The 16,025-nt window shown below is 63.4% G+C and carries 17 protein-coding genes; 4 read left to right on the top strand and 13 right to left on the bottom strand.

Going from position 1 to position 16,025, the window contains the following annotated elements; translation table 11 throughout:
- Positions 1-18: 18 nt before the first annotated feature.
- The 3 genes from BJG93_RS06740 to BJG93_RS06730 form a co-directional block, all read right to left on the bottom strand.
- Positions 19-1,029 carry an inorganic phosphate transporter gene (locus BJG93_RS06740; RefSeq protein ID WP_027197550.1) on the bottom strand — a complete coding sequence of 337 codons (1,011 nt, stop codon included), beginning with the start codon at positions 1,027-1,029 and terminating at the stop codon, positions 19-21.
- Complete coding sequence (locus tag BJG93_RS06735) at positions 1,029-1,655, bottom strand: DUF47 domain-containing protein (RefSeq protein WP_027197549.1); 627 nt, start codon at positions 1,653-1,655, stop codon at positions 1,029-1,031. Before BJG93_RS06735 ends, BJG93_RS06740 begins: the two co-directional genes overlap by 1 nt.
- Before the next feature lie 287 nt (positions 1,656-1,942).
- On the bottom strand, positions 1,943-2,689 hold the full coding sequence (locus tag BJG93_RS06730; protein ID WP_027197548.1) for an NADPH-dependent F420 reductase: 747 nt from the start codon (positions 2,687-2,689) through the stop codon (positions 1,943-1,945).
- 100 nt (positions 2,690-2,789) lie between these two features.
- Between BJG93_RS06730 and BJG93_RS06725 the strand changes: the two genes are divergently transcribed.
- Positions 2,790-3,161, top strand: coding sequence for a winged helix-turn-helix transcriptional regulator (locus BJG93_RS06725; RefSeq protein ID WP_027197547.1), 372 nt, complete (start codon positions 2,790-2,792; stop codon positions 3,159-3,161).
- A 183-nt stretch (positions 3,162-3,344) separates the two neighbouring features.
- On the opposite strand, the gene BJG93_RS06720 is transcribed toward BJG93_RS06725, so the two are convergent.
- From BJG93_RS06720 to BJG93_RS06680, 9 genes are all read right to left on the bottom strand, one after another.
- Positions 3,345-3,650: a DUF1330 domain-containing protein gene (locus tag BJG93_RS06720; RefSeq protein WP_027197546.1), complete on the bottom strand. Its 306-nt coding sequence runs from the start codon at positions 3,648-3,650 to the stop codon at positions 3,345-3,347.
- Positions 3,651-4,123: 473 nt separating this feature from the next.
- Positions 4,124-5,512, bottom strand: a complete 1,389-nt coding sequence (locus BJG93_RS06715) for a replicative DNA helicase (protein WP_027197544.1) — start codon at positions 5,510-5,512, stop codon at positions 4,124-4,126.
- Between the two features lie 166 nt (positions 5,513-5,678).
- On the bottom strand, positions 5,679-6,131 hold the full coding sequence (gene rplI / locus BJG93_RS06710; protein WP_027197543.1) for a 50S ribosomal protein L9: 453 nt from the start codon (positions 6,129-6,131) through the stop codon (positions 5,679-5,681).
- A gap of 27 nt (positions 6,132-6,158) precedes the next feature.
- Positions 6,159-6,434, bottom strand: a complete 276-nt coding sequence (gene rpsR / locus BJG93_RS06705) for a 30S ribosomal protein S18 (RefSeq protein WP_013588504.1) — start codon at positions 6,432-6,434, stop codon at positions 6,159-6,161.
- Between the two features lie 2 nt (positions 6,435-6,436).
- On the bottom strand, positions 6,437-6,736 hold the full coding sequence (gene priB, locus BJG93_RS06700) for a primosomal replication protein N (RefSeq protein ID WP_027197542.1): 300 nt from the start codon (positions 6,734-6,736) through the stop codon (positions 6,437-6,439).
- A gap of 69 nt (positions 6,737-6,805) precedes the next feature.
- Positions 6,806-7,180: a 30S ribosomal protein S6 gene (rpsF, locus tag BJG93_RS06695; RefSeq protein ID WP_027197541.1), complete on the bottom strand. Its 375-nt coding sequence runs from the start codon at positions 7,178-7,180 to the stop codon at positions 6,806-6,808.
- A gap of 192 nt (positions 7,181-7,372) precedes the next feature.
- On the bottom strand, positions 7,373-8,434 hold the full coding sequence (locus tag BJG93_RS06690) for an anti-sigma factor family protein (RefSeq protein WP_027197540.1): 1,062 nt from the start codon (positions 8,432-8,434) through the stop codon (positions 7,373-7,375).
- On the bottom strand, positions 8,424-9,341 hold the full coding sequence (locus BJG93_RS06685) for an RNA polymerase sigma factor (RefSeq protein WP_027197539.1): 918 nt from the start codon (positions 9,339-9,341) through the stop codon (positions 8,424-8,426). Before BJG93_RS06685 ends, BJG93_RS06690 begins: the two co-directional genes overlap by 11 nt.
- 174 nt (positions 9,342-9,515) lie before the next feature.
- On the bottom strand, positions 9,516-10,430 hold the full coding sequence (locus tag BJG93_RS06680) for a substrate binding domain-containing protein (RefSeq protein WP_027197538.1): 915 nt from the start codon (positions 10,428-10,430) through the stop codon (positions 9,516-9,518).
- Between the two features lie 172 nt (positions 10,431-10,602).
- Here BJG93_RS06680 and gcl point away from each other — a divergent pair, with 172 nt between their 5' ends.
- The 3 genes from gcl to BJG93_RS06665 all read left to right on the top strand — a co-directional run bounded on the left by gcl (position 10,603) and on the right by BJG93_RS06665 (position 14,221).
- Positions 10,603-12,378 (top strand): glyoxylate carboligase, encoded by a 1,776-nt coding sequence (gcl, locus tag BJG93_RS06675; protein WP_027197537.1) that lies wholly within the window; start codon positions 10,603-10,605, stop codon positions 12,376-12,378.
- A gap of 48 nt (positions 12,379-12,426) precedes the next feature.
- Positions 12,427-13,236, top strand: a complete 810-nt coding sequence (gene hyi, locus BJG93_RS06670; protein ID WP_027197536.1) for a hydroxypyruvate isomerase — start codon at positions 12,427-12,429, stop codon at positions 13,234-13,236.
- 73 nt (positions 13,237-13,309) lie between these two features.
- Complete coding sequence (locus tag BJG93_RS06665; protein ID WP_027197535.1) at positions 13,310-14,221, top strand: 2-hydroxy-3-oxopropionate reductase; 912 nt, start codon at positions 13,310-13,312, stop codon at positions 14,219-14,221.
- Between the two features lie 295 nt (positions 14,222-14,516).
- Here BJG93_RS06665 and BJG93_RS06660 read toward each other — a convergent pair whose 3' ends face one another.
- Positions 14,517-15,563 carry an asparaginase gene (locus BJG93_RS06660; RefSeq protein ID WP_034479954.1) on the bottom strand — a complete coding sequence of 349 codons (1,047 nt, stop codon included), beginning with the start codon at positions 15,561-15,563 and terminating at the stop codon, positions 14,517-14,519.
- Positions 15,564-16,025 lie beyond the last annotated feature (462 nt).

Raw genomic sequence — 16,025 nt, 5'->3', positions numbered from 1 at the left:
GGCCGCATCCCACGGTGACTACAGCAAGTGGTGACCCAGCCACCAGGCCCCGCCGGACAGCACCGCGGAAGCCGGAATCGTCAGAATCCACGCCCAGACGATGTTGCCGGCCACGCCCCAGCGCACCGCGCTCAACTTTTGCGTCGCGCCGACCCCGACGATCGCCCCGGTAATCGTGTGCGTGGTCGACACGGGAATGCCGAGCGCCGACGCGGTAAACAGCGTGATCGCCCCGCCCGACTCCGCGCAGAAGCCGCCGACTGGTTTGAGCTTTGTGATTTTCTGCCCCATCGTGCGCACGATGCGCCAGCCCCCGAACAGCGTTCCCAAGCCCATCGACAGATAGCAGCCGCCGATCACCCACAGCGGCGGCGCATCCGCCTTCATCGACGCGAAGCCGGTGGCGATCAGCAGCATCCAGATGATGCCGATGGTCTTCTGCGCGTCGTTGCCACCATGACCGAGGCTATACAGGCCAGCGGAGATCAGCTGCAGGCGGCGGAAGCGCCGGTCGACCTTGCTCGGCGGCGTGCGGAAGTACAGCCACGACACCAGCAGCATGAAAAACGAGCCGAGCACGAAGCCGAGCAGCGGCGAAATGAAGATGAACGCGACGGTCTTCATCAGGCCGTCCCAGTTGAGCGACCCCCAGCCCGACTTCGCGAGCGCCGCGCCCACGAGCCCGCCGATCAGCGCGTGCGACGAGCTGGACGGGATACCGTACACCCAGGTGATCACGTTCCACGCGATCGCGCCGACCAGCGCGCCGAAGATCACGTAGTGATCGACGATGTCCGGGTCGATCGTCCCCTTGCCGACGGTCGTGGCCACCTTCAGGTGGAACACGAAATACGCGATGACGTTGAACGCCGCGGCGAACGCCACCGCCTGCTGCGGCTTCAGCACGCCAGTCGACACGACCGTGGCGATCGAATTCGCCGCGTCGTGAAAACCGTTCATGAAGTCGAACACCAGCGCGATAGCAACCAGGCCGATGACGACCCAGATAGCGAGTTGTATCGATTGCATTATGCGTTTTCCAGCACGATGCCTTCGATGATGTTCGCCACATCCTCACACTTGTCCGTGATCGTTTCGAGCAGTTCGTAGATCGCCTTCAGCTTGATCAGGACCTTGACGTCGTCTTCCTCGCGGAACAGCTTTGACATCGCCGCGCGCAGCACGCGATCGGCTTCCGATTCGAGCCGGTCGATGTCCTCGCAGGCCTTCAGGATCTGGCTCGCCTGCTTCATGTCCGACAGCAGGCTAACCGCGAACTGCACGCGCTCGCAGGTCGCCGTGCAGATATGCGCGAGCTGGCTCGCCTCCGACGTGACCGCTTGCACGTCATACAGCGAGATCGCGGTGGCGACGTCCTCCATCAGGTCGAGGATGTCGTCCATCGTCGTAATCAGCTTGTGGATCTCGTCACGATCGAGCGGCGTGATGAAGGTCTTGTGCAGCAGATCGATGGCTTCGTGCGTGAGCTTGTCAGCCGCTTTCTCGGCCTTCTGCACGTTCTGCTTGTGGGTTTCGGCGTCCTGCAGATTGTCGATCAGGAGTTCGAGTTCGCGGCTTGCCGAGATGATGCAGATTGCGTGCGAATTGAATATTTCGAAGAACTTGCCCTCGGTGGGCAGTAGGCGACCTAACATAAAGTCCACTCAAACTATTTAAAATCAACCGGTTAGGAGTGTGGCACCTACGTATTCTTTACGTATTCCGAGTTTGGCTGTCCGCCCGTATGAATCGCGGGGTTGCATGGCGGCTACGCGCGGCGGCTGTAGGTGACACATTTGTGACGGCGCACAGTGTACCGGAAAGCGCCGGGTCGCCGTCATGATCGCAACCCTTGTGCCCTACCTTCGTGGCGGGGGCGCAACCGACAAGAATTTCCCGGCTCGCAAATAGATTAGTTCTCGTGGTCGGTCGGCTCGCAAAGTCAAGCAAGCGGATTGAGCGACCGGTTCATCTTCACGATATCGGCATGGCTTGGATCAGGTCCTAGCTGGGCGAATAGCTCGGCCATCCGGCCGCGTTTCCCGGACGCCATCCCCTTCACGGCTGCGGCGAGCCCCTTGCGCATCATTTCGATGCCGTAATCGCAACAATATGCGGGGGTCGCCGGCTGCTGCCGCCAGGAGTCTTCGAGCGAGCCCGAATCGACGGGATCGAAGCCGGCGTCATTCACCAGTGCGATCACGATCTGCTTCGATGTCGGATTGTCCCCGCCCACGGCTACAGCAAGACGATCAGGCGCACCTTCGGGACGGCCTAGCTCGGCAAGAGAATAGGCGAGAATATTGTTGAATGCCTTGATAACCGGACGGCCGAGTTGCTTCGAGACCCAGACGCTTTCCGGCATCCCGTCTTCGATTTCCGGTATCGACTCATCGCGCATGCCGGGATAGTAGTTGCTTGTATCGACAATCGGTACATCCGCAGGAACAGAGTCGAACAGCTCTTTCGGTAATAGCGCCATGGCAGGCAGCGGTATCGCCACAATGATCGCGTCAACATCGCGGACGGCACCACTCACATCGACGGCCGTTGCGCCGATTTCTGCGGCAAAGCTGCGCACGCTCTGCACCCCTCTCGAATTCGCAACGCGAATGTCGTGTCCGACAGCTTTCAATTTTCGGGCGATGGTCCCGCCGATGTGGCCTGTTCCGATGATTCCGATTCGCATTTGCTTGGCCCTCGTCTGATCGTGCAACGGATAGTCTATGTTGCTGCTGTCATAATGGTAAGTACCCACCAAAAGGTCAGTAACAAACAGTGAGAGTGTGATGCCGGAGCAACGTGAATGGAACTGCGACGATCCTCAACGACGCATGGAATGGGCCGCCGCCACGACAGAGACGCTTCGAGTCCTGGAAGGGAAATGGAAGATCATCGTCCTTTGCCAACTATTTGCGGCGAAAGGCCCGCTGCGATTTTCTGATCTCGAGCGAATGGTCGACGGAATCAGCCAGAAGATGCTTATCCAGCAGCTTAAGCAGTTAGAGAAAGACGCAATCGTGACGCGAACGGTGTTCGCACAAGTTCCGCCGAGGGTTGAGTACGAACTGAGCGCCATTGGGTACGCGCTGGGGCCGTCAATGCAGGCGCTCATAGAATGGGCCGAGGCAAGGCGCGAACTCGCGGGTCAAATCGGATAGAAACGCGTTGCGATGGCGCGAGCATCAGTTTCGAGCATGACGTGGTGAACCAATCCGTTTGGCCGCGGAGCGCATACACGGCAGCCCGCGGCCGCGCCGGAATAAAAAAAGCCCGCACACGGCGGGCTCCTATGGCGCAACCACACTCACCGAATCCGGTCAGCGTCTTCAAATGCCCGCTTGCTACGCGGTTCCTTCAAGCAGCACGAAATTCCCGCTCGCAGCCTGCGCACGCAGCGCCTTTGCCGCCTGATATTCGGGGCTCTCGTAGAACGCCTTCGCGTCAGCGAACGAATCGAACTCGATCACCATGTGTTTCGTGTGCGTCTCGCCTTCCACGTGCTCGTGTTTGCCGGAGACCGCGACGACTTTCGGCGCAACGTGCTTCGCTGCGAAGCTGGCGATTGCCTCGCCGGCGGCCTGTGAGTAGATCGCATAGGCCGCTGCATCCGTGATGTTCACGTGGGCGATGAGGTAGCCTTTTGGCATGATCGGATTTCCTGTTTTAGCGGCTGCACACAGTGCGCAGCTCGAACGTCGAATCGTGCCCGCTCCATCTTCGTCGATAAAGTGGCCCTCATGGACAACAGCATTCGAGCCACATCAACAATCCCCGCGTAACAATGAAAAAACGGCACGAGGCACTCGGCAAGCAAAAGCACGGCTGATTGTCGGAGGCCGACCGGCGGTTCATCGGCCAGTTTCTCGATCAGATTGCGCGCTGCGTCGTTCCCGAGAATGTCACCGAATGCACTGATCTTTTCCGGCCGTGTTTGCGGCGGCCGATCCGCGTGGGCCGCCCGCTTCGAGTTTTCGAAATCCGACGTCAACGCCCAAGGCGATGCGTTCCCAAGACGGGCCGCGGCGCGGCGCGAGCTCTCGGCGCGCTGTCTTCAGACATCGTGGGATGCGGTTGCCGCGCTCGCGACAGTGCAGCTACAACTCGCTCGCGACGTCTCGCGTCATTCGCCGCCGTAGAAGTTCTGCGCTCCGGCAAAGTTGTCGAACTTCGTGTATTGGCCGTGGAACGTGAGGCGAACTGGACCGATCGGACCGTTTCGCTGCTTACCGATGATGATCTCCGCGGTGCCCTTGTCGGGGCTGTCCGGGTTATACACTTCGTCGCGGTAAATAAACAGGATGACGTCGGCATCCTGCTCGATCGCACCCGACTCCCGCAGGTCCGACATGATCGGGCGCTTGTTCGGCCGCTGCTCGAGGCCGCGGTTAAGCTGCGACAACGCGATCACCGGTACGTCAAGTTCCTTCGCGAGGCTTTTCAGCGAGCGCGAGATCTCCGAGATTTCGGTCGCGCGGTTCTCGCCCGACGACGAGCCGCTCATCAGCTGCAGGTAGTCGATGATGATGAGGCCGAGCTTGCCGCACTGGCGCGACAGCCGGCGCGCGCGCGAGCGCAGTTCCATCGGGTTAAGACCGCCGGTTTCGTCGATGAAGATCTGCGCCTCGCTCATTTTCTGCACCGCGTGCGTGAGCTTGGGCCAATCCTCGTCGGTCAGCCGCCCGGTTCGCATGCGATGCTGATCGAGCCGGCCGACCGAGCCCAGCATACGCATCGTGAGCTGAGTGCCCGGCATTTCCATCGAGAACACCGCGACGGGCAGCCCGTACTCGACCGCTACATATTCGCCGACGTTCATCGAAAACGCCGTCTTACCCATCGACGGACGGCCCGCGACGATGATCAGCTCACCGCCGTGCATCCCCGACGTCATGCGGTCCAGATCGACGAAGCCGGTCGGCGTACCCGTCACGTCGCTCGGATTGGCGGTGTGATAGAGCGTGTCGATCCGTTCGACCACTTCGGTCAGCAGCGGCCCGATCTCGAGAAAGCCCTGGGTGCCGCGCGCGCCGTCTTCGGCGATCGAGAACACCTTCGATTCCGCTTCATCCAGCAATTGCCGGACTTCCTTGCCTTGCGGGTTGAACGCGTCGGCAGAGATTTCGTCGGCGACCGACACGAGCCGGCGCAGCACCGCACGGTCGCGGACGATTTCCGCATAGCGGCGGATATTCGCCGCGCTCGGCGTGTTCTGTGCGAGCGCATTCAGGTAAGCGAGGCCGCCGACGTCTTCCGCCTTGCCCGCGGTGCCGAGCGCTTCGTAGACGGTGATCACGTCGGCCGGCCGCGTGGCCGCGATCAGCTTGCCGATGTGCTCGAAGATGATGCGGTGGTCGTAGCGGTAGAAGTCGCTTTGCGCGAGGAAGTCGGCGATGCGGTCCCACGCCGCATTGTCGAGCAACAGGCCGCCCAGTACCGATTGCTCGGCTTCGATCGAATGCGGCGGGACTTTCAGCGACTCGAGTTGGGGATCTTTGGACGGTGCGTTCATGGGGAGGAATTATCGGGCAATCCAGCGACGGCTGCGAGCGGAATAAACGCAAACCCGGGAATACTCGACAGATAGTCGGGCACAAAAAAAGCAGGGGCCGGTTGCCCGGCCCCTGCCCTTCACCAGCCAAGTGCTGGCTGGTACTGCGTGATGCTCAGCGGTCGACTTAGGCGTGCTCGCCGATCACAGCCACCGTCACATCGACGAGAACGTCGGTGTGCAGCGAAACCTGAACCGGGTGCTCGCCGACCATCTTCAGCGGGCCTTCCGGCAGACGCACTTGCGACTTTTCGACTTGGAAGCCTTGCTTGCCGAGCGCTGCGGCGATGTCGGCGTTCGTCACCGAGCCGAACAGACGGCCGTCGACGCCAGCCTTCTGATTGACCTGAACGGTCTGGCCTGCCAGCTTTTCGCCTTGAGCCTGAGCGGCTGCCAGCTTTTCGGCAGCGGTCTTTTCGAGTTCCGCGCGGCGCACTTCGAACTCAGCCAGGGCTTCCTTCGTTGCACGGCGAGCTTTCTTGTTCGGGATCAGGAAGTTACGTGCGTAACCGTCCTTGACCTTCACGATGTCGCCCAGGTTACCCAGATTGACGACTTTTTCCAGAAGAATGATTTGCATTCGAATGCTCCTTATCGCGTCGTCGGGTTAGGCCTTGTGCTGGTCGGTGTACGGCACCAGCGCGAGGAAACGCGCGCGCTTGATGGCCGTGTCCAGCTGGCGTTGATAATGCGCCTTCGTACCCGTGAGACGCGCCGGCGTGATCTTGCCGTTCTCGCCGATGAAGTCCTTCAGCGTTTCGATGTCTTTGTAGTCGATGTACTCGACGCCAGCAGCCGTGAAACGGCAGAACTTCTTGCGCTTGAACAGCGGGTTCTGTTGCTGACGACGCTTGTCGAATTTTTTACCAGTCGGGCGGGGCATGATTAGTCCTTTCCAATGTCCTGCAATGCTGTGATGTGAAATACCAGAGTTCGCGCGTTACGGTGCTTTTTAGCCAGAAAACCCGTGAAGAGCGTTTCGACGCCCATCTGACAGTTTTCGAGCTTACCGCTCGCTTCGCCCGCGGCAACCGCCTGCATGGTGAGTTCGACCTGACGGGCAATGCCCGCCTCGACGACTTCCGTGCGGTGGTGCAACGTGCAGCCTGCAATCGGAACGCCAGCGGGGGTATACCGCACCGGTTCGCGTTCGACGACGCTGGCCGTGAGTTGCAGCCGGTTCATGTACCTGTGTATGCCTTCGTGTACTTGAGCGGAGCGACGCTGCGTGTCTGGCAGCTTAAATAGTGAGTCTTAAGCCTGCGCTTCGGTCGGCTGAGCGGCTGCCGACTTCTTGGCTTCTTCGCGGTGCACTTCCTTCATCATCGGCGACGGGCCGGTTTCGGCCTTCTTCATCTTGACGATGAGGTGACGCAGAACGGCGTCGTTGAACTTGAACGCGTGTTCCAGTTCGTCGAGCGTGGTCTGGTCGCATTCGATGTTCATGCAGACGTAGTGAGCCTTCGCGAGTTTCTCGATCATGTAGGCCAGTTGGCGACGGCCCCAGTCTTCGACGCGGTGGATCTGACCACCGTGCGACGTGATCGTGCTCTTGTAACGCTCGATCATGGCGGGCACCTGCTCGCTCTGATCCGGATGCACGATAAAAACGATTTCGTAATGACGCATTACACACTCCTTGTGCTGACTTTTGGATAGAAGCCGCCCGGGCGTCGGAACCGGTGCGGCAAGTGAGAAGCCGAAGAGTGTAACTCGAATGGGGACGGGTTGCAAGGTATAGCGCCGATTCTGCGGCGGAATCGGATGTGTTTTCAAGAGCTTAGAGGCGGCGGGTCGCGCGAGCCGGAACGCTATGGCCACTCAACCCGCTTCCGTGCGCTGGCTGCCGCTCTGCAGACGCGCTCTGAGCGCCGCTTCGAAGCCGCTCAGCGCGTCCGGCGCGGCGTCCGTGATCGCCCACCAGGTCATGCCCGCCGCGTCCCAGTGCGCGATCGAATAGCCGTCGTGACCGAGCGATGCCGGCGCCGCGCCCCCCGCCGCGGACTGCGGGAGCACGTACACGTCGATCACATGCTTGCCGGAGCGGTAGACGAGCACCGCGACCCGCCGATGCGCGAGGTAGTCGAGCCGGCCGCCCTGCAGCGCGAAGCCGCTCGCCGCGAGATCCTCGACCGGCGGCGAATAGTCGATCCGGCCGTTGAACCACGGCTTGACCGTGTGACGGTCGGTCGAAATGACGTCGATGTCTCGGCCGGATATCTGCGCGCGCACATGGCTTGCAACGAGTTCGTCGGTGAATGCCGTGAATTCGGCGGGGCGGCGCAGCGTCAGCGTCAGGACCGCGGCGGCCGCGCACAACGCGATCACCAGTGCTGCGAGACCGCCGCGCGCGGCCGCGCGATTCACACCGCCCGCGGCGAGCGGGCCGCCGAAGCCGGTCCAGCCGCTCCCACCGCCGGCGTCCGCTTGCCGCCCCCGTGAATCGCACCGGCCACTCGGTGCACCCGAGCGGTCCGCGCCACCTGAACCGCTGAAGCCCCTGAACCATCCGGCGAGCCACGCGGGCCATCGCGCGCCGCGACGCTGACGCCGCGGTTCCTGCGTCGCCGGCTCCGTGATGCCGGTGGCAGCGTTCCCCGCGGACTCCTTCGGTACATCGTCAGGCGCCGCCGTCGCGGCCGACCCCGCGGTCGCTTTATCGAGCGCGCCGGGCAAGCCCGCCACGATTCGCGCCCGCAACGCCTGCGGCGCCCGATGATACGGCGCTGCGCGCAGCGCACCGCTCAGCGCGCGGAGGTTATCGCTCACGCGCCGGCAGTCGTCGCAGCTCTCGATATGCTGCTGCACCCGGCGCGCATCGGGCGCCGGTAGTTCGTGATCGGCATTCGCATCGAGGAGCGGCCGAGCTTCGTTACAGTCCATCCGGCGTCTCCTGAGCGGGGCCAGCGGCGGGGCCGGGAATGTTGAGAGGCCGGCCGTCGGCAAACGCCCGGAGCTGTGTCACCGATGCGGTGGCGGGCCCGTCCGCCGATGATGCTGGGCGACCCTCGCCGGAACTTCGCGTTGGCTGGGCGGGGAACGTAGAGGACGCCGAGGACGCAGAGGACGGAGAAGACGCCGAGGCCGCAGACCGCGCGAGTCGCCCCGACTGCGCAGCCGGATCAAGCGGCGCATCCGTCGGCGCGCGCCGCCCACCCTGCCCGCCTTTGCGCCCCCCGCCAACCGCCCCCCCGCCTTGCTGCAGCGCCATCAATACCTCCGCCAGCTTGCGCCGCCCACGCGCGAGCCGGGACATCACCGTCCCGATCGGCACGTCGGCCACCAGCGCGATCTCGCGATATCCCATCTCCTCGAATTCACGCAAAATGAGCACCTCGCGATACTCGACCGGCAAACGCGCCAACGCCTCGTGCACCTGTCGTGCGTCCTCGTCACGGATCAGCAGCGTCTGCGGATCGTCGCCGCCCGCACTCCAGCCGTCGAGGGTCGCGTCGTCCATGGTTTCGTCGAATTCGAGCATGTCGTGCGACGGCGCGCGCCGCCGCCATTCCGTGTACCAGGTGCGACGTACGATCGCGAGCAGCCACGGCCGCGCGGAGTCGCCGCGAAAAGTATCGAAGAAGCGGAACGCGCGCATGAACGCTTCCTGCACGACGTCCTCGGCATCGTTCGGATTGCCGCACAGCCAGCGCGCGAGGTTGTACGCGGCGTCCAGATGCGGCAACGCCAGCTGCTGGAAGCGGCGGCTTTTCGCGGCATCGGCATCGGCGTCGGTGCCGGCGTTTGAGTCGCCCCGCGCGCGGGCGGCGTCTGAGTCGGTCTGGACCACGTGGGCCCCTCCAAGGGCATGGCTGCGTCGTGCGGGTCGCTGCTGTTGCGCGCCCCGCGACGCGTCGTTCGTGACGTGTCTTTCACGGCAGAACTGGCCATAGACCCAGTTTATTCCCGACTCACGCGAAGATTCGCAAAAACACCGCGATCGGCTGCGCGCGCCGCGCGCCAACTAGTACGACGACCGGCTCCAGTAGTCGTCGCTCGCGTAGACGTCTTTCAGATAGTCGATGAAATAGCGCACGCGCGCCGGCACGTAGCGCTGCTGCGGGTACACCGCAAGAATGTCGTAATCGGGCAACGCATACTCGTCGAGCACGGTTTCGAGCTCGCCGCGCGCGAGTTGGCGCTGGATTTCCCAGGTGGAGCGCCAGCCGAGTCCGAGCCCCTCCGAGACCCAGCGATGCAGCAGTTCGCCATCGTTGCAGTCGAGCGAGCCGCCAACCCGCACCGTCGCGAGCTTGCCGTTGCGGCGGAAGTACCAGCCGCGGTTCTGCCCGCCTTGCAGATTGAACGCGAGGCAGTTGTGGGCCGGCAGATCCTCGAGCGTCTTCGGCTTGCCGTGGCGGCGGAAATAGTCGGGCGTGCCGCACACCACACGCCGGTTCGACGCGAGCTTCACCGCGACGAAGTTCGGATCGACGGCGCCGCCAATGCGAATCGACAGGTCGTAGCCCTCGCGCACCAGATCGACGACCCGATCCGTCAGATTGAACGACATCTGCAATCCGGGCTTGTCGCGCAAGAACGCGGGCGCGAGCGGCGCGACGTGCTTGCGCCCGAACGCGGCCGGCGCCGACACGATCAGATGGCCGTTCACCGCGCGACGCCCCGCGCTCAGTTCGTTTTCCGCCTGATCCCATTCGCTGAGGAGCCCCCGGCAGCGTTCGAGAAATGCGGCGCCGTCCTCGCTGACCACGAGCCGCCGGGTGGTGCGATACATGAGCTTCACGCCGAGGCGCTTTTCGAGGGCGTCGATACGCCGCCCGAGGATCACCGGCGACACCCCCTCCTCCAGCGCCGCCGCGGCGAGACTGCCGGCATCGGCGACCCGCACGAAGGTTTCGATCTGCTTGAAGCGGTCCATGCTCGTCTCCCACCTGGCTGCCGGCGAGCTGCCGCTGGCAGTGCGCCGGCCTTCACGCCATTCAATACTTTTTGTTTCGGAATAAGCGACCCGGACTGATCTTATCAAACCTTTGGCGCAAGCCTACAGTGTCCTCCAACCGACGTAATTCCCCGACATTCAGGAGACATTCATGGCCAAAATGAGAGCCGTCGACGCCGCCGTTCTGGTGCTCGAAAAGGAAGGCATCGATACCGCGTTCGGCGTGCCAGGCGCCGCGATCAATCCGTTCTACTCGGCGATGCGCAAAGCCGGCGGCATCAGCCACGTGCTCGCGCGTCACGTCGAGGGTGCGTCGCACATGGCCGAGGGCTACACCCGCGCGCAGCCGGGCAACATCGGCGTGTGCATCGGCACGTCGGGTCCCGCCGGCACCGACATGATCACCGGTTTGTACTCCGCGCAGGCCGACTCGATTCCCATTCTGGCCATCACAGGCCAGGCGCCGCGCGCGCGGCTGTACAAGGAGGACTTCCAGGCCGTCGATATCGAATCGATCGCGAAGCCCGTCACCAAATGGGCCGTGACCGTGCGCGAGCCGGCACTGGTGCCGCGTGTGTTTCAGCAGGCGTTTCATCTGATGCGCTCGGGCCGTCCGGGCCCGGTGCTGGTCGATCTGCCCATCGACGTGCAGCTCGCCGAAATCGAATTCGACATCGACACGTACGAGCCGCTGCCGGTCTACAAGCCGAAGGCAACCCGCAAGCAGATCGAGGCGGCGCTCACGCTGCTCAACGATGCCGACAAGCCGCTGATCGTATCGGGCGGCGGCGTGCTGAACGCGGTGGCCGAAGACCTGCTCGTGACGTTCGCCGAAACGGTCGGCGTGCCGGTGATCCCGACGCTGATGTCGTGGGGCGCGATTGCCGACGACCATCCGCTGATGGTCGGCATGGTCGGTCTGCAGACCTCGCATCGCTACGGCAACGCGACGATGCTCGCGTCCGACTTCGTGCTCGGCATCGGCAACCGCTGGGCAAACCGTCACACCGGCAGCATCGATGTCTATACGAAGGGGCGCAAGTTCGTGCACGTCGATATCGAACCGACGCAGATCGGCCGCGTGTTCGGCCCGGATCTCGGCATCGTGTCGGACGCGAAGGCCGCGCTCGAACTGTTCGTCGAAGTCGCCAGCGAATGGAAGGCCGCGGGCAAGCTGAGGGATCGCAGCGCGTGGGTCGCCGATTGCCAGCAACGCAAGCGCACGATGCTGCGCAAGACGCACTTCGACAACGTGCCGATGAAGCCGCAGCGCGTCTACGAAGAGATGAACCAGGTGTTCGGTCACGATACGTGCTACGTGAGCACGATCGGCTTGTCGCAGATCGCCGCGGCACAATTCCTGCACGTCTACAAGGCGCGCAACTGGATCAACTGCGGCCAGGCGGGCCCGCTCGGCTGGACGATTCCGGCGGCGCTCGGGGTGCGCGCGGCCGATCCGCAACGGCCGATCGTCGCACTGTCCGGCGACTACGACTTCCAGTTCATGATCGAAGAGCTCGCGGCCGGCGCGCAATTCAAGCTGCCGTATGTGCATGTGGTCGTGAACAACTCTTACCTTGGGCTGATTCGTCAAGCGCAGCGCGCGTTCGAGATGGACTACTGCGTGCAGCTCGGCTTCGAAAACATCAACTCGCCGGAGATGAACGGCTATGGCGTCGATCACGTCGCGGTGGCCGAAGGTCTGGGTTGCAAGGCGATTCGCGTGTTCAAGCCGGAGGAGCTAAAGCCGGCGCTGCAAAAAGCCCAGTCGATGCTCGCCGAATTCAACGTGCCGGTGATCGTCGAAGTGATTCTCGAACGCGTAACCAACATCTCGATGGGCACCGAGATCGATGCGATCAACGAGTTCGAAGAACTGGCCGAAAAGCGCGCGGACGCGCCGACTGCGATCAGCCTGCTCGACTAAGCGTGGCACCCGCGCCATTCCCTGACCGACCTGAGAGACATACGCACCATGCCGAAATTCGCAGCGAACCTGACGATGCTGTTCAACGAAGTGCCGTTCCTCGAGCGCTTCGCGGCGGCCGCACATGCCGGCTTTCATGCCGTCGAATTCCTGTTTCCGTATCCGTATTCGATCGCCGAATTGAGCGAACGTCTGCAACAGGCCCGCCTGAAGCTGGTGCTGCACAACTTGCCGGCGGGCAACTGGGAAGCCGGCGAACGCGGCATTGCGTGTTTGCCCGATCGGGTCGGCGAGTTTCAGGAAGGCGTCGGCCGCGCGATCGAATACGCCAGCGCACTGAAGGTGCCGCAACTGAACTGCCTCGTCGGCATTCCCGGCGCGAACGTCGACGCCGACACCGCCCGCGCGACGATCGTCGACAACCTGCGCTTCGCCGCGCGCGAGTTGAAGAAGGCCGGCATCCGGCTGCTCGTCGAGCCGTGCAACTCGTACGACATTCCAGGCTTCGCGCTGAACCGTTCGCGCGACGCACTCGATGTGATTCGCGAGGTCGGCTCGGACAATCTGTTCCTGCAATACGACATCTATCACATGCAGCGGATGGAAGGCGAACTCGCGGCGACGATCGAAAAGAACCTCGCGCAGATCGCGCACATCCAGCTTGCCGACAACCCCGGGCGGCACGAACCGGGCACCGGCGAGATCAATTATCCGTATCTGTTCGCGCTACTCGACTCACTCGGCTACGACGGTTACGTCGGTTGCGAATACAAGCCGCGCGCGACGACCGCGGCCGGCCTCGGCTGGGTGCAAAGCGTGGCCGGTCAGACGTGCGGCGCCGCGCACGCGGCGGCTTGACACGCATCGAGCATCCTCTCGACTACGTGAAGATCATCGACGCACGCCCCTATCACCCAGGAGATTCACACACATGGCAAAGATCGGCTTCATCGGGCTCGGCATCATGGGCGCCCACATGGCGCGCAACCTCATCAAGGGCGGTCACGCGCTGTTCGTTAACGGCGCGTATCCGGTGCCGGACGACATCGCGAAGAGCGCGAGCGTGGTCGCCAGTTCGACCGCGGTCGCGCGGGCTGCCGACATCGTCATCATCATGGTGCCGGACACACCTGACGTCGCCAATGTGCTGTTCGCCGACGACGGTGTCGCCACGGGTCTCACCCTAGGCAAGCTCGTGATCGACATGAGTTCGATTTCGCCGCTCGACACCCAGGCGTTCGCGAAGAAAATCAACGCGCTCGGCGTCGACTATCTCGATGCACCGGTATCCGGCGGTGAAATCGGCGCGCGCGACGCGTCGCTGACGATCATGGTCGGGGGTCCCGAGAAAGCCTTTGCGCTGGCCAGGCCGCTGTTCGAACTGATGGGCAAGAATATTTCGTTGATCGGCGAGAACGGCGCGGGTCAGACCTGCAAGGTCGCGAACCAGATCATCGTCGCGCTCAACATCGAGGCGGTGGCCGAAGCGCTGCTGTTCGCGTCGCGTTCGGGCGCCGATCCCGAGCGAGTGCGCAAGGCACTGATGGGCGGCTTCGCGGCGTCGCGGATTCTCGAAGTGCATGGCGAGCGCATGACGAAGCGCACGTTCAAGCCGGGCTTTCGCATCGAGCTGCATCAGAAGGACCTGAATCTGGCGCTCGACGGCGCGCGCAAGCTCGGCATCGCGCTGCCGCATACCGCGAGCGCGCAACAGCTGTTTAGCGTCTGCGCGGCGAACGGCGGCAAGGCATGGGATCACTCCGCGATGGTGCGTGCACTCGAGATCATGGCGAATCATGAGGTCGCGCAGACGCCGGACAGCAACGAAGCGAACGCGGCCTGAGGTCTGCGTGATTGCTCTGTGATTCGCCTGGGCATCGGCGACGTCACCGTGAGCACTGGTGGGGCGCCCGTTGGTCGCGTGGCAGCGAGGGCTGCTGGCGCGGCCGAACGGGCAAATCGCGCCGCTCTGGGCTGAGAGCGGCAAGTGGGGTCCGCAGCGGCACCCGGCGACGCCGGGGAAGCCTTGGTCGGTCAGACGTCGTCGTCGGGTGTCCGGCTGTCGGATTCTGCGTTGCGCCATTTCGCTGCCCGTGTCGATACGACCGGTATCGGCTGCGCGGTCGCGATCGTCGCGATCAATACGTATCGAAGACCTTTTGCAACGCCGCCGGCGCGGTATGGCCCGCGGCCAGCGCCAGCATCAGCAACACCCTCGCCTTGTACGGATTCAGCGAACCAGCGCTGACGAACCCGAGCGCATCGTCGGCCGCCGCGCCGTTGCGCATCACATGCCCCGAACCCACGCGCGACGAGCGCACCACCGCCACGCCGCGCAACGCGGCATCCGCCAGCGCCTGCTGCAACGACTGGTGGATCGAGCCATTGCCCGTACCCGCCACGACGATGCCGCGCACACCCGCGGCGACCAGCGCATCGATAGCGATCCGCGACACTCCCGCATAGCTCGTGACGATCTCCACCTGCGGCCACGCCGCATCGAGCGTGAATTCGCTCGCCAACGTATGCGCGCGCACCACGCCGCGCTGGAATTCGACCCGGCCATCCTGCACCCAACCGAGCGCGCCGATCTCTGGCGACTGGAACGCATCGACCGCATACGTGCTCGTTTTCACGACGTCGCGCGCGCTGTGGATCCGGTTGTTGAACGCGACCAGCACGCCCTGCCCGCGTGCCGCCGCGTGCGCGGCGACCGTCACCGCATTGAGCAGATTCAGCGGACCGTCGGCGGAGAGCGCCGACGCTGGGCGCATCGCCGCGGTCAGCACGACCGGCTTGTCCGACTTGACGGTCAGATGCAGCAGGTAAGCGGTTTCTTCGAGCGTATCGGTACCGTGCGTGACCACCACGCCGTCGACGTCGTCCGTCGCGAGCAGCGTGTCGATGCGTTGCCCGAGCGTGGTCCATAGCGGCATCGCCATGTCCTTGCTGTCGACGCTGGCGATCTGCTCGGGCGCGATTCGCGCGACCGCGGACAACGCCGGCACCGCCGCGAGCAGCTGATCGACGCCGACGACGCCCGCCTGATAGCCAGACGTATTGGCGGCATCCGGGGCCGAGCCGGCGATCGTGCCGCCGGTCGCGAGCACCGCGATGCGCGGCAGCGGCGGCGCGGTGCTATGACCGGGGGGAATCGGGAGAGAGGGAGAAGTCGAGGTATTCATGGCGGCGATTGTAAGCGATGCGCTATGCGCCGCCATGCGTGAAAAACCGGACGCAGGCTCGCCCCGCGTGCGCGCAACATGCGAGCGGGCCTGAATCCCGTGCGACGCCCAGTTGCACTCCTCAGCGCAAGTATTGAAGGCGGACATCGCTGAACTGCTGATACTTGATGAAACACATGAGGGGCCCCTTTCTACTATCTGTCGTCGTGTCGAGATTGCTGGCGTTGCCACGCTTTCCGCAATTACAGGCAGGTACCGCCAACTCACGCGCTGCAGCGCTCAAATGCCGGTCAGCGTCGATTCGGACCTGACCTATTTTTGCCTAATCTCAAAAATATAGACTGAACCCAGTTACAGAGATTTAGCAAAGGCCGGCCCTGGATTGGCTCAGCAGAAATCTGGCCGATTCGTACTGCGGCCATGAGCTTTCTGGATCGTCATCGCCCCCGTTTTTGCAGCTGA

This window comes from Paraburkholderia sprentiae WSM5005 (genome assembly GCF_001865575.2).
GTDB lineage: Bacteria > Pseudomonadota > Gammaproteobacteria > Burkholderiales > Burkholderiaceae > Paraburkholderia > Paraburkholderia sprentiae.
The sequence above is the reverse complement of the archived record's forward strand: the minus strand, read 5'-3'. Positions and strand labels throughout refer to the sequence as shown.

Excerpts from the sequence above, each read along its gene's own strand:
- BJG93_RS06740 (WP_027197550.1), bottom strand. The coding sequence starts at position 1,029 with ATGCAATCGATACAACTCGCTATCTGGGTCGTCATCGGCCTGGTTGCT.
- BJG93_RS06735 (WP_027197549.1), bottom strand. The coding sequence starts at position 1,655 with ATGTTAGGTCGCCTACTGCCCACCGAGGGCAAGTTCTTCGAAATATTC.
- BJG93_RS06730 (WP_027197548.1), bottom strand. The coding sequence starts at position 2,689 with ATGCGAATCGGAATCATCGGAACAGGCCACATCGGCGGGACCATCGCC.
- BJG93_RS06725 (WP_027197547.1), top strand. The coding sequence starts at position 2,790 with ATGCCGGAGCAACGTGAATGGAACTGCGACGATCCTCAACGACGCATG.
- BJG93_RS06720 (WP_027197546.1), bottom strand. The coding sequence starts at position 3,650 with ATGCCAAAAGGCTACCTCATCGCCCACGTGAACATCACGGATGCAGCG.
- BJG93_RS06715 (WP_027197544.1), bottom strand. The coding sequence starts at position 5,512 with ATGAACGCACCGTCCAAAGATCCCCAACTCGAGTCGCTGAAAGTCCCG.
- rplI (WP_027197543.1), bottom strand. The coding sequence starts at position 6,131 with ATGCAAATCATTCTTCTGGAAAAAGTCGTCAATCTGGGTAACCTGGGC.
- rpsR (WP_013588504.1), bottom strand. The coding sequence starts at position 6,434 with ATGCCCCGCCCGACTGGTAAAAAATTCGACAAGCGTCGTCAGCAACAG.
- priB (WP_027197542.1), bottom strand. The coding sequence starts at position 6,736 with ATGAACCGGCTGCAACTCACGGCCAGCGTCGTCGAACGCGAACCGGTG.
- rpsF (WP_027197541.1), bottom strand. The coding sequence starts at position 7,180 with ATGCGTCATTACGAAATCGTTTTTATCGTGCATCCGGATCAGAGCGAG.
- BJG93_RS06690 (WP_027197540.1), bottom strand. The coding sequence starts at position 8,434 with ATGGACTGTAACGAAGCTCGGCCGCTCCTCGATGCGAATGCCGATCAC.
- BJG93_RS06680 (WP_027197538.1), bottom strand. The coding sequence starts at position 10,430 with ATGGACCGCTTCAAGCAGATCGAAACCTTCGTGCGGGTCGCCGATGCC.
- gcl (WP_027197537.1), top strand. The coding sequence starts at position 10,603 with ATGGCCAAAATGAGAGCCGTCGACGCCGCCGTTCTGGTGCTCGAAAAG.
- hyi (WP_027197536.1), top strand. The coding sequence starts at position 12,427 with ATGCCGAAATTCGCAGCGAACCTGACGATGCTGTTCAACGAAGTGCCG.
- BJG93_RS06665 (WP_027197535.1), top strand. The coding sequence starts at position 13,310 with ATGGCAAAGATCGGCTTCATCGGGCTCGGCATCATGGGCGCCCACATG.
- BJG93_RS06660 (WP_034479954.1), bottom strand. The coding sequence starts at position 15,563 with ATGAATACCTCGACTTCTCCCTCTCTCCCGATTCCCCCCGGTCATAGC.